Source organism: Propioniciclava sp., from assembly GCF_036744435.1.
Taxonomy (GTDB): domain Bacteria; phylum Actinomycetota; class Actinomycetes; order Propionibacteriales; family Propionibacteriaceae; genus Propioniciclava.
In genome coordinates, this window is sequence record NZ_DAIOIA010000077.1 from 1 (window position 1) to 14,578 (window position 14,578).

The following is a 14,578-nucleotide window of genomic DNA, read 5'->3' on the forward strand; positions in this document are numbered from 1 at the left end:
GCTGTTGCAGCGGGTGCCCGACCCGGCCCTGCGGATGCTCGACCTCGGCCTGGTGCCGCAGCAGCTGGCGCTGATGGTGGCCGGCTGGATCGCCTGCGTCTGCCCGCCGGACGGCTTCGATCCCGGCCCGATCGCGGCCGAGATGATCGAACCGCCCAAAGAGCGGTTGGCGGCGGCGGTCGCGGCCGTGGTGGTCGTGGCGGCACCCAGGGTGCCTTCGGTCGCGGCGGCCAGGCTCGTCGCGGACGCAAGAGCCGCAAGGCGCGTCGCGCAGAGTTCGACCAGATGGAGGCCCCGACGATCGGCGGCGTCCGGATCCGCTCGGGTGAGGGGCAGAAGGTCCGCCTGCGCCGTGGCGCATCCCTGACGGATCTCGCCGAGAAGATTGGCGTCGAGCCGGCATCGCTGGTGCAGGTGCTATTCCACCTCGGTGAGATGGTCAACGCCACCCAGTCGGTGGCCGACGACACGCTGCAGGTGCTCGGCTCGGAGCTGAACTACGAGATCGAGATGGTCAGCCCCGAGGACGAGGACCGTGAGCTGCTGGAGTCCTTCGACTTGGAGTTCGGTGAGAACGCCGGCGACGAGGACGACCTCGCGCCCCGTCCGCCGGTCGTCACCGTCATGGGTCACGTTGACCATGGCAAGACGAAGCTGCTGGATGCGCTGCGCCACTCGAACGTGGTCGCGCAGGAGGCCGGTGGCATCACCCAGGCCATCGGCGCGTACCAGGTAGAGACCGAGGTCGAGGGCCTCGAGCGGAGGATCACCTTCATCGACACCCCCGGTCACGAAGCGTTCACCGCCATGCGTGCCCGTGGTGCGAAGTCGACCGACATCGCGGTTCTCGTGGTGGCGGCCGATGACGGCGTGATGCCGCAGACGATCGAAGCGTTGAACCACGCCCAGGCGGCTGACGTGCCGATCGTGGTGGCGGTCAACAAGATCGACAAGGAGGCGGCCGACCCGGTCCGCGTCCGCGGCGAACTGTCCGAGTACGGGCTGATCCCCGAGGAGTACGGCGGCGACACCATGTTCGTCGACGTGTCTGCGGTGACCCGCCAGGGCCTGGACAGGCTGCAGGAGGCGATCGTGCTCACCGCCGACGCGTCCTTGGATCTACGCGCCAACCCCGACATGCCCGCTCAGGGCGTCGCCATCGAGGCGCACCTCGACAAGGGGCGCGGCCCGGTCGCGACCGTCCTGGTGCAGCGGGGAACGCTGCGCACGGGCGACTCGATCGTCGCCGGTTCGGCTCACGGCCGCGTCCGCGCCATGATCAACGATCTGGGCGAGACCGTCGACGAGGCGCCGCCCTCGATGCCGGTCCAGGTGCTCGGCCTCACGTCGGTTCCCGGCGCGGGTGACTCCTTCCTGGTCGTCGACGACGACCGGATGGCCCGCCAGATCGCCGACAAGCGCGAGGCACGACAGCGTGCAGCGTTGCTGGCCCGCACCACCCGTCGCAAGACGCTGGATCAGCTGTTCGAGCAGTTGGAGAAGGGCGAGACCCAGGAGCTCAAGCTCATCCTCAAGGGCGATTCGGCCGGTTCGGTCGAGGCGCTGGAGGACTCGCTGGCCAAGATCGAGGTGGGCGACGAGGTGTCGCTGCGCGTCATCGATCGTGGTGTCGGCGCGATCACCGAGACGAACGTCTCGCTGGCCGCGGCCTCCGACGCCGTCATCATCGGCTACAACGTCCGTGCCCAGGGCAAGGCCACGCAGATGGCCGACTCCGAAGGCGTCGACATCCGCTACTACTCGGTCATCTACGCGGCGATCGACGACGTGGAGGCGGCGCTGAAGGGCATGCTCAAGCCGATCTTCGAAGAGAAGACGATGGGTCAGGCCGAGATCCGCGAGATCTTCAAGAGCTCCAAGATCGGCACGATCGCGGGCTGCATGGTGCTGGACGGCAACATCCGCCGCAACGCCAAGGCGCGCCTGCTCCGCGACGGCATCGTCGTCACCGAGTCCTCGATCGCGTCGCTGCGGCGCGAGAAGGACGACGTCACCGAGGTCCGCGAGGGCTTCGAGTGCGGCCTGACGCTGCATCACTACAGCGACATCAGGGTCGGCGACATCGTCGAAACCTACGAGATGGTGGAGAAGCCCCGCGACTGATCGGGAGGCGTTCCACCAGCGGCTGGCCCGGGAAGCACCAGTGCTCACCCGGGCCAGTCGCGTCCCACATCACCGAACCGAAAGTAGGAAGCGATGGGAAACCCCCGCTACATCAAGGTGGCCGAGCAGATCAAGGTCATCGTCGCCGAGATGCTGGACCGCCGGATCAAGGATCCCCGGCTGGGTTTCGTGACCCTCACCGACGTGCGGCTCACCGGCGACGGGCGTGAGGCGACCGTGTTCTACACCGTGCTGGGTGACGAGTCGGAACGGGTCGCGAGCGGCGCTGCCCTGGCCTCCGCGAAGGGTCTCATCCGCTCTACGGTCGGCAAGCAGCTCGGCATGAAGTTCACCCCGACGATCGAGTTCGTCCTGGATGCCGTCCCCGAGACCGCCGCCGAAATGGACGCCCTGCTCAAGGCTGCGCGCGCCTCCGACGCGGACCTGGCGGCCCGCAGCGCTGGAGCCAGTTATGCAGGCGAGGCGGATCCGTACCGCAAGCCCGCCGACGATGAGGCCGATCCCGACCTCGACGACGAGGCCTGACCCTGTGGCGACCTCGTCGGTGCTGCTCGCCGACAAGCCCGGCGGGATCACCAGCCACCAGGTGGTGTCCCGGGCACGCAGGGCCCTGGGCACCAAGAAGGTCGGACACGCCGGGACGCTGGATCCGATGGCGACCGGCCTGATGATCCTCGGCGTGGAGAAGGGCGCCCGGCTGCTCGGTCGCCTGACGGGGATGGACAAGACCTACGAGGCCACGATCCGGCTCGGGATGGCCACGACGACTGACGACGCCGAAGGGGAGATCGTCACGGCAGCGGGGGCACGGCTGGACGAGGTCGGCGCGGGGGTTGCGCCGGGGGTGGCGGCTCTGACCGGGACGATCGCACAGGTCCCGTCGGCGGTCTCGGCCATCAAGGTCAACGGGCAGCGCGCGTATGCGCTGGTGCGGCGCGGGGAGGAGGTCGCCTTGGCGGCCCGCCCGGTCACCGTCTCGCGGTTCGACGTGCTGGATGTGCGTTCCGGGGAGGATGCCGGCGTCGAGGTGATCGACCTCGATGTCCTCGTCGACTGCTCCTCGGGGACCTACATTCGTGCGCTGGCACGGGACCTGGGGGCAGGGCTGGGAGTGGGCGGACATCTCACCCGGCTGCGACGAACCCGGATCGGCCCCTTCCATCTTGCTCACGCGGCCTGGGACGCCACCCTGCCCGAGCTTGCCCCGGGTCAGTTGTACCCGCTGTCGGCCTATCCGCTCGGTGAGATCGCCCCCTTGCTGTTCCCCACGCTGGAGGCCACCGCCGAGGAGGCGCACGACATCCGGTTCGGGCGGGCTTTGGGCCGCAGGGTACCGGCCGACCCGACTGCGATCCTCCATGCGGGGGAGTTGTTGGCCCTCTATCGGCCTGAGGGGGCCGGTTCCGCACCGATCGCGGTCCTGGTTTAGGCTGGGGCGGCGTTGCGGGAAAACATGCGTCTGAACGCGCGAAGGAGTGACGTGGCAGGTTCCGTGGTCGTCATCGGGAACTTCGACGGGGTGCACCCCGGACATCGGGAGGTCCTCTCGGTGGCCCGGGCCACCGAGCCCGACCTTCCTCTCGTCGTGGTGACGTTCTGGCCTCATCCGGCGTCGGTGGTCCGGCCCGAGGGCGGCCCCAAGCTGCTCACCGACCTGGCCGATCGGGTCGCCCTGCTCCGAGAGGCGGGCGCCGACCAGGTGAAGGTCGTTGACTTCACCCGCGAGTTCTCCCAGCTCACGCCCGCTCAGTTCGTCGACCAGGTCATCCTTCCGCTGCATCCCACCCGTGTGGTGGTGGGGGAGAACTTCCGGTTCGGGCACAAGGCGGCCGGAACGCTCGCCACGCTGCGTGACCTGGGTGCGGGGAGGTTCGAGGTGACGGGGCTGCCGCTGGTCAAGGTGCGTGACGAGGAAACGTGCAGTTCCGCGGTCCGTGCAGCGTTGCATCTGGGTGATGTGCGCCACGCCGCCGAACTGCTCGGGCGGCCGTTCCGGTTCCGTGGCGTGGTTCAGCACGGCGATCACCGCGGCCGTGAGCTCGGCTTTCCGACCGCGAACCTTCCTGTCCCCGCCGCGTTCGCGGCGCCCGCCGACGGCGTCTATGCCGGGTACCTGACCCGGTTGGACGGGCGTGACGCGCACGGCGTCGCGTTGCCTCCTGGGCGTGCAGCCACCGCGTGGCCCGCGGCGATCTCGGTGGGAACCAATCCCACGTTCGACGGGGAGGAACACCGGGTGGAGAGTTTCGTGCTCAACCGCGACGACCTCGATCTCTACGGTGTCGACATCGCGGTCGATTTCTGCGACCGCATCCGCGGACAGGTCAAGTTCGCGGGGGTGGACGCCTTGATCGCCCAGATGGACGCCGACGTCGCTGCCACGCGTGTGGCACTGGCCGATCATCCCTGCGGGCGGCTCTGAGCCGCACTCGCGCGCCGTACCACTTTCCTGTGCCGTGGGCGCGCGGGAGAATGGACGCATGGAATGGGTGGCGGCATTGCTGGTGGTGGCGATCCTGCTGACACTCGCCGGTGCCTTGCGCGGCCGGCGCCGGAGTCCGCATGCGACGCGGCCGCGGGCGTCTACGCCGCTCGGCGTTCATCCCGATGATGTGCGTGAACTCGCCGAGGTCGCCGAGCGCCTGCTCCACGCCCACCGGGCCGAACGGGCCCGCCAGCTGATCGACCACGTCCACTCCATCCGGGCGCGCGGAATCCCGGTGCGAGGTATTGCGCCGATCGCGGCGGGCGACGAGTGGATCCTACGGTTCGCCGACGGCAGCGAGCTGGTGGTGGTGGGGCTGACCTCCCAGGCGCCCTGGCTGGTGGTGCGTCACCTTGTGGTCGGGACGGTCGCGCTGGAGGACCATCGCGTCGAGGGCGGGCGGCTTCTGCTGACCCTGCATGCGGGACAGCGGCGGCCCGAGTTCATCGCGCTCGGGGACGTGTGAGGTCTCTCAGCGAACGCGGAGGGACTTACGGAAGATGGCTTCGGTCGGGTCGTCCCCGATCGGGGCGTCCGCGTCGATGACCGACAGGTTGATGGCGCTGCGATGATCGCCGGTGGGGGTGTAGTCGAGGCTGACGTACAGCGGGATCGCGGCCGGGTTGTTGTCGGCCGAGACGCCCAGGAAGATCTCGTCGTAACCGAGGCTGCGGGCGAGCGCTTCGAGTTCGTGCGTCATCACGGCGCCGAGCCCCTTCCTACGAGCCGAGGGAACCACCCACAGCAGCTTCATCTCCGGGGCGAGGACCGAGGGATCGTCGCGTACGTCCAAGACGACGCGCCCCACCACTTCGCCGTCCAGCAGGCCGACGACCACGTAGAAGTCGCCTCGCTCTTGCTCGTCGAGGTAGGTGGCCGAGAGACCGCGCGTCTTGTCCGTCTCGTTGGCCTCCAGCGAGGGGAGGTCATCGCGCGTGGCAAGGCGGGCGGCGGCGACGGCGGCCGTGGGGTTTTCCGACATCACATCACTCCTGAACTGGCTCGTGTCGGACCAGTCTTGCCGATCCGTGGGTAAACACAAATCCGGTCTTGCCCCCCGGGCGAGCACGCCCTGCAGAACTGGGTCTTGGGCCGATAGGGTGAGCGCGTTCCTGCCAACGTTGTCGAAGGGCCACCCATGCACAGAATCGGACGAGTCGCCGTACCCCTCGTCGCCTTGCTCGCTCTGGTCGGGTGCAGCGCTGCCCCCACCACGACGAGCACCACCACGTCCGCTGCCCCCACATCCGTGGCTCCGGCAGCCCCCGTCGTGACCCTCCCGGCACCCGGGTCGAGCGTCGCCCCGTCTGACTTCGTGCAGACCCTGCGCACCGGACTGGAGAGCGTCTCAACGCTGACGACGACGATCGATGCCACGGTGACCGTCGGTGGCCAGAGCGTCACGATGGTGTCCGAGGCGGTGACGGACCGGAGCAACCCGAGCGAGGTCAAGACGGCGCTCACGACCACCGTCCAGGGGGTGACCAGCGAGGTCATCTTCGATGGGCACTACTACTACGCGCGTCAGCCCAGTGGCGACTGGATCAAGACGGACGCGACGGCGGCGGCGGGGGCCTCGGCTCCCAGCAATCCGGGTGATCTGGACGCGGCCTACCGCAGCTATGAGAAGTCCTTCAAGTCCGTTACCTACGTTGGACAGCAGACGATCGATGGTGTGGAGGCCGCTCACTACACCGTCGAAGCTGACATGGCCGCCTTGGGTGGAACCGACAGTGAATCCGAGCAGAGCATGACCATGGACGTGTATCTCGACGCCCAGAAGCGTCCTGTGCGACTGGAGCAGAAGTCCGACGCGACTCAGGTCACCCTCGTTCAGGGCAAATTCAATGAGCCGGTGACCATCACGATTCCCGCGGACGCCAAGGAGGCCTAGTCGTCTTGGGGCGCCTGGCTCTACTCGGACGCGGGCGCACAGGGACCCCCGTGGTCTGGCGGATGCCGCGGGGGCCATACTGGGCGGCATGACCCCCAGCGACAACATCCTCACGAACGACACGATCGTGGTCCAACAGACCAGCGCCGTCGTCGCCAATGACTTCGACCTCCTCGACCCCCAGGGGACACTCCTCGGGCGGGTGATCGGCCAGGACTCCATGGGGGCGTTCCTGTTCGCCGGGCCACGAGACTTCTCCGTGTCCAGTGCCGAGGGGACGCCGCTGCTCCGGCTGGTCGATGTCCCGGACTTCGGCTGCGACACGTTCGAAGTGACCTGGCCGGATGGACGCCGCTTGGCGACCCTCCAGAAGCGGTTCTCGCTGTTCTCGACGGCGATCGACGCCGTGGCCTACGACGGATCCCCGATCGAACTGCGCGGAGCCTTCGCCGACGTCGACTATCAGATAGCTGCTGGCGGCGAGGTGATCGGAACGGTGTCGCGCGCATGGGCCGGCTTGGGCGCCGCCTTGTTGGGGCACAGCCGCTACGTGGTGGTGCTGCACCCCGGCACTCCCGCACAGACGCGCCTGTTGGCGCTGGGGACGGCGATCGCCCTGGACCTGATCCGCAGAAAGCGGCGCCGCAGCAACGCTGGTTGAGGCCGCCCGCGAACGAAAGGTGGCGCAGTGGGGAGCCCCCCACCGCGCCACCATGTCGTGCGTGGTTAGCTGAGTTCCTTGATGTGGGTGATGACCTCGGCGACCGCCTGCTGCGCCGAGCCGTACAGCATCGAGGTGTTGTCGGCGAAGAACAGGGCGTTCTCGATACCGGAGTAGCCCGCGCCCTTGCCGCGCTTGATGACAATGGTCTGGCGAGCCTTGTCGGCGTCCAGGATCGGCATGCCGTAGATCGGGCTGGACTTGTCGGTCCGAGCGACCGGGTTCACGACGTCGTTGGCGCCGATCACCAGGGCCACGTCGGCCAGCGGGAAGTCCGCGTTGACCTCGTCCAGGTCGAAGATCTGGTCGTAGGGGACACCGGCTTCGGCCAGCAGAACGTTCATGTGACCGGGCATGCGGCCGGCGACCGGGTGGATCGCGAACTTCACGTCGACGCCCTCGGCCTCCAGCAGCTTGGTCATCTCGTACACCTTGTGCTGGGCTCCGGCGACGGCCATGCCGTAGCCGGGCACGATGATCACGTTCTCGGCGTAGCGCATCATCGCGGCGGCGTCCATCGCCGAGACCTCCTTCATGGTGCCCGAGGGGCCCTCGCCTGCCTGCGCCTCACCGGTGATCGGGGCGAACAGCACGTTGGTGAGCGGCCGGTTCATGGCCTTCGCCATGAGCTGGGTCAGCAGCGTGCCGGCCGCGCCGACCACGATGCCGGCGATGATCAAGGCGGGATTGCCCAGCACGTAGCCTTCGAGGCCGACGGCCAGACCGGTGAACGCGTTGAGCAGCGAGATCACGACGGGCATGTCCGCGCCGCCGATGGGGCTGGTGAGCGCCAGCCCAAGGATGAGCGACATGACGAAGAACGCGACGACCAGGAGCGGGTAGGGCCCGACGATCACGATCGCGATGCCAAGGCCGAGCGTCACCAGGGTGTGCAGCACATTGCCGAGGTTCTGCACCGGCCAGCGGACGGCCTTCTTCATCACGCCCTGGAGCTTGGCCCAGGCGAGGATCGAACCGGAGAAGGCGACCGATCCGATGAACGCGCCCAGCATGGCCAGCACGGCGTGCACGCCGGTCGGCGGCTCGGCGGAGGTGAACTCGACCGCGGCGATCAGCGCGGCAGCGCCGCCGCCCATGCCGTTGTAGATGGCGACCATCTGCGGCATGTCCGTCATCTTGACGACCTTGCCGAGGTAGGCGGCGATCCCGGCACCGATCGCCAGCGCGACGAGGCACAGCACCAGGTTGATCGTCTTTCCGGGGGCGAAGAACAGCAGGGAGCCGTCCTCACCTGCGATGAAGAACGTCGCGACGGTGGCCAGCACCATGCCCAGCCCGGCCCAGGCGATGCCACGCTTGGCCGTCTTGGGTGAACTCATCGCCTTCAAGCCGAGGATGAACAAGACGGCGACGACGAGGTAGACGCCGTTGATGACCCAGAACATCGGTTCAGGCCTCCTTCGAGGCCGGCTTGGCGTCGGACTTGGCAGCGAACATGCCCAGCATCCGTTCGGTGACGACGTAGCCGCCGGCGGCGTTCGCGGCGCCGAGCAGAACGGCCAGGAAGCCGAGCACGAGCTGGAACGGGGTGGAGGCGTGGGCGAGAGCCCACATGGATCCGACCAGCACCACGCCGTGCACGAAGTTGGACCCCGACATGAGCGGGGTGTGCAGGATGACGGGCACCCGGCTGATCACCTCGTAGCCGACGAACGCCGCCAGCACGAAGATGTAGAGGTAGAGCAGATCGATCATGCGGAGGCTTCCTCCTCGGTGGTGGGAACGTTCACGGGCTCGATCGGGGAGACCTCCAGGCCGAGCACCTTCGCGACGCCCGGGTGGACCACGGCGCCGCCGTGGGTCAGGGCCGTGCCGACGATGACGTCGTCGGTCCAGTCGATGGCGAGTTCCCCGTCGGTGATCATCGGCGAGGTGAAGTTGAGCAGGTTCTTGGCGAACATCTCCGAGGTGTGGACGGGCATGCGGGCGGGCAGGTTGACCGGACCGATGACCCGGGCGCCGCCCACGAGCATCTCCTTGCCGGCGACGGTGCCCTCCACGTTGCCGCCGCCCTCGGCGGCCATGTCCACCACGACCGAGCCCGGGCGCATGGCCTCCACCATGGCGCGGGTCACGATGACAGGTGCCTTCTTCCCGGGGACCGCGGCGGTGGTGATCAGCACATCCGACTCGGCGACGGCCTTCGCCAGCGCCTGCGCCTGCTGATCCTTCTCCTCGGCGGTCAGTTCACGGGCGTACCCGCCCGCCCCGGCGGCGCTGACGCCGGTGTTGACGAACTTCGCCCCCAGCGACTCCACCTGCTCGCGGGTCTCGGGCCGGACGTCGTAGCCGTGGACGACGGAGCCGAGCCGCTTCGCCGTGGCGATGGCCTGCAGGCCCGCGACGCCGGCGCCGATCACCAGGACGCGGGCCGGACGGATGGTGCCGGCGGCATAGGTGAGCATCGGGAAGAACTTCGGGGTCCGGGAGGCTGCGATCAGCACGCACTCGTACCCGGAGGCTGCCCCCTGGCTGGAGAGGATGTCCATGCTCTGGGCTCGGGAGATGCGGGGAAGGAGTTCCATGGCGAACGCTGTGGCGCCCGTCGCGGCCAGCGCGCTGGCGTGCTCGGCGCTCGCATAGGGCGTCAGCAGCCCCATCAACAGCTGGCCGGGCCGCAGCGCGGCCAGGTCCTCGGCGGACAGGTTGCCGATCGACCAGATGATGTCGGCGCGTCGCAACACCTCGGCCGACGTCTCGGCCCAGTCCACGTCCCCCAGAGACTCGGGGGTGGCGAACGACGCGTCGGTCGCACCCCGCTGGATAAGGACGCGGACGCCGATGGCGGCGAGTTTCTTGACGACGTCGCCGTTGATGGGCGATCGCGTCTCCTGTTCGCCGCTCGCGGGGATCCCGATCAGGACCGTCATGGGCTTCACTCCTTCATGGAACGACTCTGAAGCCATTCAACTACGGTTCGTCGTAGTAGGTCGAATCGTTGTCCATCCGGTTGTTCCTGCGTTCCCAGCAGGGGGAACGCAGGAGCCGCCCGGCACGCTAGGAGGGGGTCGTCCCGAGCCGCCCCGGCTGGCTGAGACGGGCGATGTGCAAGGTCAGGTAGGCCGTCTCATCGTCGGTGATCGGCTGCTCCAGCCGCATCGCCAGCACGTCGGCGACGCGCAGGGCGCAGCGGTGCGCCTGGGGGTGGCTGGCCCGGATCGCGTCCAAGAGCGCGGCCGAGTCGTCGGCGAGTTGCGTCCCGGAGTGCACCCGGACGAAGAAGTAGCGCAGGTGGGTGATGAAGCGGGCGATGTTCACCGACTCCCGCTCCAGGGGGCGGCCGTACTCGGATTCGATGATGTCGAACACCTGGGAGAACACGCCGGTCATCCGGTAGGTCAAGGCGAGGTTGCCGGAGTTGAAGGAGGCGTTGACCAGATGCAGCGCCACGGGGACCGCTTCGTCGCGGGGCAGGGCCAAGCCGAGCTGGTCGTTGACGGCGTCGACGATCTGCTCGCCCCAATGCAGTTCGCGAGGGTAGAGGTGGGCGATCTCGGCGCGCAGCGGAAACACGCCGGGGATGCCGTGCTGAACGCGTTTGATCGCGAAGCTGAGATGGTCGGCGAGTGCCAGCACCGTCGTCGAGGACGGCTCGCGCCCGAGCTCGGCCCACACTGGGGCGAGGGCCTGATCGACGACGAGGACGTGTTCGGGGGCGATGGCGGCCAGCATGGCGCCGAAGTTGTCGGCGTTGCGGCCGTCGTCGGGGACGAACACGCGCACCACTTTGGACTCGTCGACCGGCTGTCCCGGACGCGCCTGATAGCCGAGCCCGCGTCCGGTGAGGACCACCTCGCGGCCGTCGGCATCCCGGGCCAGCACCACGTTGGTGTTGAACACCCGCAGGATGTGCATGTTTCCCCCCCCTTCGTGGAAGCGATGGGGACGCCGGAGGATCCGGCGCCCCCGCGCGGTCAGTCGTGCAGGCTCGCGCCGTGGCTGGCGATGACGTCGGCGTAGTAGCCGAACGACTTCTTCTTGTGCCGGGCCAGGGTGCCCGACCCGTCGTCGTTGCGATCAACGTAGATGAATCCATACCGCTTGGAGAGCTGGGCGGTCGAGGCGCTCACCACGTCGATGGGCCCCCACCAGGTGTAGCCGCGCACGTCGACGCCATCCGCGATCGCCTCGCCGACCTGCAGGAGGTGGTCGCGCAGGTAGGCGATCCGGTAGTCGTCCTCGACGGTCGGGGTGCCGTCTCGTTCGACGAGGACATCGCGGGCACCCAGCCCGTTCTCGACGATGAACAGGGGCTTGCCCCAGCGGTCCCAGAACTGGTTCATCACGATCCGCAGCCCCGTCGGGTCGATCTGCCATCCCCATTCGCTGGCAGGCAGGGTCGGGTTCTGCACACCGCCCATGATGTTGCCCTCGGTGCGCACGCCGCCAGACGCGGCTTCGCACAGGCTCATGTAGTAGGAGAAACTGACGAAGTCGACCGTGTTCTTCGCCAGCGTCTCCCGGTCGGATTCGGTGATCTCCAGTTCGACCCCCGCCTCGGCCAGGGACCGCAGGAAGTAGCCGGGGTAGGCGCCGCGCACGTGGACGTCGCCGAAGGCGAGGTTCTCATGGTCGGCCTTCATGACGGCCAGCACGTCGGCGGGATCGGGGGTCAGCGGGTAGATCGGCATGGCCAGCACCATGCAGCCCACCTGGATCTCCGGGTTGATCTCCCGGGCGATGCGGGTGGCGGACGCCGAGGCGACCAGTTCATGGTGGATCGCCTGATAGAGCTGGCTGGGAGACAGCTCCTCCTTGGGCGTCCAGATTCCCCCCGACATCAGGGGGGCGTGCAGCACCGAGTTGATCTCGTTGAAGGTCAGCCAGTACTTCACCCGATGCCCATAGCGTTCGAACAGTGTGCGGGCGTAACGCTCGTAGAACCCGATCATGCGTCGGTCGACCCAACCGTCGTAGGTTCGGGCGAGGTGCAGCGGGGTCTCGTAGTGGCTGATGGTGATCATCGGTTCGATGCCGTGGGCCTCGAGTTCGTCCAGCAGCCGGTCATAGAACGCCAGGCCCGCCTCGTTGGGCGTCTCCTCGTCACCGCGCGGGAAGATGCGGGACCAGGCGACGGAGAAGCGGAAGATTCCGAACCCCATCTCGGCGAACAACGCGATGTCCTCGGCGTAGCGGTGGTAGAAGTCGATGCCGACCAGCTTCAGGTTGTCCGATGTGGGCTCGTCGCTCGGGGGAGCCATGATGCCCCGCGGCATCACGTCCTGGATCGAAAGGCCCTTGCCGTCGGCGTCATAGCCGCCTTCGTACTGGTTGGCGGCGACGGCACCGCCCCACAGGAAGCTGTCGGGGAAACGTTGTGTCATGGTGATCCTCTCGCGATGGTGGGGGTTAGAAGGCGACCTGGGCTGCGTCCGCACCGGCGGGGAGCGTCCCGACGGCTACGGGAGTCACGCCCGAGAACTGTCCGGTGTTGGTGACGATCACCACGGTGGTCGGGTCGTAGCCGGCGGCCGACACGGCCTCGAGATCGACGTCGCACAGCGGGTCTCCTGCGCCCACGACGTCGCCCTTGGTGACGTGCGGCGTGAACCCGGCGCCGCGGAGTTGCACGGTGTCGATGCCGATGTGGACGAGGACCTCCACGCCGCTGTCGGTCTTCAAGCCGAAGGCGTGTCCGGTCTTCATCGCGACGACGACGCGCCCCGACACCGGCGAGACGATGTGCCCGGACGTGGGGACGACGGCGAAGCCGTCTCCCATGCTGCCCGAGGCGAAGACCTTGTCGGAGACCTCGGACAGAGCGATCACGGTGCCTTCGACCGGGGAACCGAGGGCCAAGCTGCCCGCTCCGGGGGCTGCCGATGCGTCGGTGCGCTCTGCGGCGGGATCCTCGTCGGGGCTCTCGCGCGGACCGAAGAAGAAGGTCAGGCCGAAGCCGACCACGATGGCGACGGCGACGCCCACGAGCTGCAGCGTGAAGCTACCGACCTTGGTGTAGCCGGCCAGGCCCAGCAGCGACGGGAACACGAACTGATCCATGGCGCTGCCACCGGAGGCGGCGATGGCGCCGCCGATGGCGCCACCGGCGATGCCGAAGTAGAAGGGCAGCTTCAGGGGCAGGTTGACGCCGTAGATGATCGGTTCGGTGACGCCGGCGACGAAGCCGGACAGTGAACCGCTCGCTGCGACCTCACGGCGCTTGGCGCTGCGCGTGCGCACTGCGACGGCCAAGGCCGCCGCCGACTGGGCCAAGACTGCCGCGACGAGGGGCCCGCCGAGCACGGTGTAGCCCTGGGTGGCGATGTCGTTGAGCATGATCGGGACCAGACCCCAGTGGAGGCCGAACAGGACGAAGACCTGCCACAGGCCACCCATGATGGCCCCAGCGAACCAGGGCGCCAAGGCGAACAGGGCGGTGACACCCGTCGAGACGGCTTGGGCGGCCACGGTGGTGAGCGGGCCGATGGTCAGCAGGACGAGGGGAACCATGACGAGGATCGTCAGCAGCGGGGTGGTGAAGTTGCGCAGCCAGCTGGGCAGGACCTTGTTCAGCCCGCGCTCCAGGTAGCCCTGCACCCAGACCGCGATGATGATCGGGATCACCGAGGACGTGTAGGTCATCATGACCACGGGGATGCCGAAGAAGGTGACCGGGTCGGTACTGGAGGCCAAGGCGATGATGCTCGGGTACACCAGGGCTCCGGCGATGACCATCGAGGTGAACTGGTTGGCTCGGAAGCGCTTCGCAGAGGTGACCGCCAGGAACATCGGCAAGAAGGTGAACATCGCGTCGGCCGCGGCGTTGAGGATGATGTACGTCGTCGAGGCGGAGGCGAGCCACCCGAAGGTGGTGGTGAGCGCCAGGAATGCCTTCAGGAGGCCCGCGCCGACGAGGGGCCACAGGATCGGGAGGAAGACGGAACTGATCAGCTCGATGAACCGGTTGAGGATGCTGCCGGACGCTGTGGTCTGCTCCTGCGGGGCGTCCGTCCCCAGGTGTGTGATGGCCGTCATCTGCTCGTAGAGCAGGGGGACGTTGTTGCCGATGACGACCTGGAACTGTCCCCCGGCGCGCATGACCGTGATCACGCCGGGAAGTCTCTCCACAGCCGACTTATCGGCCAGGGCCTCGTCCTTGAGTGTGAAGCGGAGGCGGGTGGCGCAATGCGTCATCGATGCGACGTTCCCCTCGCCTCCCACGTTGTCCAGAATCTGTGGCGCGAGCGCCCTGTAATCCACCGCGGTGCCCATCGTTGGGTCCCTTTCTTTGCCTGAGAACGCAAAAAAGGCCTGAGAGCACCTCATGGTGCGTCTCAGGCCTTGCCTCGACAGCCGAGTAACAATCCCTAGG

At 67.9% G+C, this 14,578-nt stretch carries 14 protein-coding genes; 7 read left to right on the forward strand and 7 right to left on the reverse strand.

What is annotated here, in order from left to right; all coding sequences use genetic code 11:
- The 5 genes from infB to V7E09_RS10435 all read left to right on the forward strand — a co-directional run.
- Window positions 1-2,124: translation initiation factor IF-2 (infB, locus tag V7E09_RS10415; protein WP_442956874.1), on the forward strand; the 2,124-nt coding region annotated here is incomplete at its 5' end.
- A 93-nt stretch (window positions 2,125-2,217) separates the two neighbouring features.
- Window positions 2,218-2,670 carry a 30S ribosome-binding factor RbfA gene (gene rbfA, locus V7E09_RS10420; RefSeq protein ID WP_324512103.1) on the forward strand — a complete coding sequence of 151 codons (453 nt, stop codon included), beginning with the start codon at window positions 2,218-2,220 and terminating at the stop codon, window positions 2,668-2,670.
- On the forward strand, window positions 2,636-3,574 hold the full coding sequence (gene truB / locus V7E09_RS10425) for a tRNA pseudouridine(55) synthase TruB (RefSeq protein ID WP_442956875.1): 939 nt from the start codon (window positions 2,636-2,638) through the stop codon (window positions 3,572-3,574). Before rbfA ends, truB begins: the two co-directional genes overlap by 35 nt.
- A 51-nt stretch (window positions 3,575-3,625) precedes the next feature.
- The gene (locus V7E09_RS10430) at window positions 3,626-4,567 is read left to right on the forward strand and encodes a bifunctional riboflavin kinase/FAD synthetase (RefSeq protein WP_324523351.1); all 942 of its coding nucleotides are present in this window, start codon (window positions 3,626-3,628) and stop codon (window positions 4,565-4,567) included.
- A gap of 58 nt (window positions 4,568-4,625) precedes the next feature.
- Window positions 4,626-5,096 (forward strand): hypothetical protein, encoded by a 471-nt coding sequence (locus tag V7E09_RS10435; RefSeq protein WP_324512106.1) that lies wholly within the window; start codon window positions 4,626-4,628, stop codon window positions 5,094-5,096.
- 6 nt (window positions 5,097-5,102) lie between these two features.
- Here V7E09_RS10435 and V7E09_RS10440 read toward each other — a convergent pair whose 3' ends face one another.
- Window positions 5,103-5,612 (reverse strand): GNAT family N-acetyltransferase, encoded by a 510-nt coding sequence (locus V7E09_RS10440; RefSeq protein WP_324512107.1) that lies wholly within the window; start codon window positions 5,610-5,612, stop codon window positions 5,103-5,105.
- 156 nt (window positions 5,613-5,768) lie between these two features.
- Between V7E09_RS10440 and V7E09_RS10445 the strand changes: the two genes are divergently transcribed.
- The gene (locus V7E09_RS10445) at window positions 5,769-6,524 is read left to right on the forward strand and encodes a hypothetical protein (RefSeq protein ID WP_324512108.1); all 756 of its coding nucleotides are present in this window, start codon (window positions 5,769-5,771) and stop codon (window positions 6,522-6,524) included.
- A gap of 88 nt (window positions 6,525-6,612) precedes the next feature.
- Window positions 6,613-7,185 (forward strand): LURP-one-related/scramblase family protein, encoded by a 573-nt coding sequence (locus V7E09_RS10450; RefSeq protein WP_324512109.1) that lies wholly within the window; start codon window positions 6,613-6,615, stop codon window positions 7,183-7,185.
- 65 nt (window positions 7,186-7,250) lie between these two features.
- On the opposite strand, the gene V7E09_RS10455 is transcribed toward V7E09_RS10450, so the two are convergent.
- The 6 genes from V7E09_RS10455 to V7E09_RS10480 form a co-directional block, all read right to left on the reverse strand.
- Window positions 7,251-8,651 carry an NAD(P)(+) transhydrogenase (Re/Si-specific) subunit beta gene (locus tag V7E09_RS10455; protein ID WP_324512110.1) on the reverse strand — a complete coding sequence of 467 codons (1,401 nt, stop codon included), beginning with the start codon at window positions 8,649-8,651 and terminating at the stop codon, window positions 7,251-7,253.
- A 4-nt stretch (window positions 8,652-8,655) separates the two neighbouring features.
- Window positions 8,656-8,961, reverse strand: coding sequence for an NAD(P) transhydrogenase subunit alpha (locus V7E09_RS10460; RefSeq protein ID WP_324512111.1), 306 nt, complete (start codon window positions 8,959-8,961; stop codon window positions 8,656-8,658).
- Window positions 8,958-10,136 (reverse strand): NAD(P) transhydrogenase subunit alpha, encoded by a 1,179-nt coding sequence (locus tag V7E09_RS10465; RefSeq protein WP_324512112.1) that lies wholly within the window; start codon window positions 10,134-10,136, stop codon window positions 8,958-8,960. Before V7E09_RS10465 ends, V7E09_RS10460 begins: the two co-directional genes overlap by 4 nt.
- A 127-nt stretch (window positions 10,137-10,263) precedes the next feature.
- Window positions 10,264-11,121: a PRD domain-containing protein gene (locus V7E09_RS10470; protein ID WP_324512113.1), complete on the reverse strand. Its 858-nt coding sequence runs from the start codon at window positions 11,119-11,121 to the stop codon at window positions 10,264-10,266.
- Between the two features lie 59 nt (window positions 11,122-11,180).
- Complete coding sequence (locus V7E09_RS10475; protein ID WP_324512114.1) at window positions 11,181-12,590, reverse strand: glycoside hydrolase family 1 protein; 1,410 nt, start codon at window positions 12,588-12,590, stop codon at window positions 11,181-11,183.
- A gap of 25 nt (window positions 12,591-12,615) precedes the next feature.
- Window positions 12,616-14,532, reverse strand: coding sequence for a beta-glucoside-specific PTS transporter subunit IIABC (locus V7E09_RS10480; RefSeq protein ID WP_324512115.1), 1,917 nt, complete (start codon window positions 14,530-14,532; stop codon window positions 12,616-12,618).
- Window positions 14,533-14,578 lie beyond the last annotated feature (46 nt).

What these genes read in the sequence shown, in the direction of transcription:
- V7E09_RS10440 (WP_324512107.1), bottom strand. Translation starts at nt 5,612, where the DNA reads ATGTCGGAAAACCCCACGGCCGCCGTCGCCGCCGCCCGCCTTGCCACG.
- V7E09_RS10480 (WP_324512115.1), bottom strand. Translation starts at nt 14,532, where the DNA reads ATGAGGTGCTCTCAGGCCTTTTTTGCGTTCTCAGGCAAAGAAAGGGAC.
- V7E09_RS10475 (WP_324512114.1), bottom strand. Translation starts at nt 12,590, where the DNA reads ATGACACAACGTTTCCCCGACAGCTTCCTGTGGGGCGGTGCCGTCGCC.
- V7E09_RS10465 (WP_324512112.1), bottom strand. Translation starts at nt 10,136, where the DNA reads ATGACGGTCCTGATCGGGATCCCCGCGAGCGGCGAACAGGAGACGCGA.
- V7E09_RS10460 (WP_324512111.1), bottom strand. Translation starts at nt 8,961, where the DNA reads ATGATCGATCTGCTCTACCTCTACATCTTCGTGCTGGCGGCGTTCGTC.
- V7E09_RS10445 (WP_324512108.1), top strand. Translation starts at nt 5,769, where the DNA reads ATGCACAGAATCGGACGAGTCGCCGTACCCCTCGTCGCCTTGCTCGCT.
- truB (WP_442956875.1), top strand. Translation starts at nt 2,636, where the DNA reads ATGAGGCCGATCCCGACCTCGACGACGAGGCCTGACCCTGTGGCGACC.
- V7E09_RS10435 (WP_324512106.1), top strand. Translation starts at nt 4,626, where the DNA reads ATGGAATGGGTGGCGGCATTGCTGGTGGTGGCGATCCTGCTGACACTC.
- rbfA (WP_324512103.1), top strand. Translation starts at nt 2,218, where the DNA reads ATGGGAAACCCCCGCTACATCAAGGTGGCCGAGCAGATCAAGGTCATC.
- V7E09_RS10470 (WP_324512113.1), bottom strand. Translation starts at nt 11,121, where the DNA reads ATGCACATCCTGCGGGTGTTCAACACCAACGTGGTGCTGGCCCGGGAT.
- V7E09_RS10455 (WP_324512110.1), bottom strand. Translation starts at nt 8,651, where the DNA reads ATGTTCTGGGTCATCAACGGCGTCTACCTCGTCGTCGCCGTCTTGTTC.
- V7E09_RS10450 (WP_324512109.1), top strand. Translation starts at nt 6,613, where the DNA reads ATGACCCCCAGCGACAACATCCTCACGAACGACACGATCGTGGTCCAA.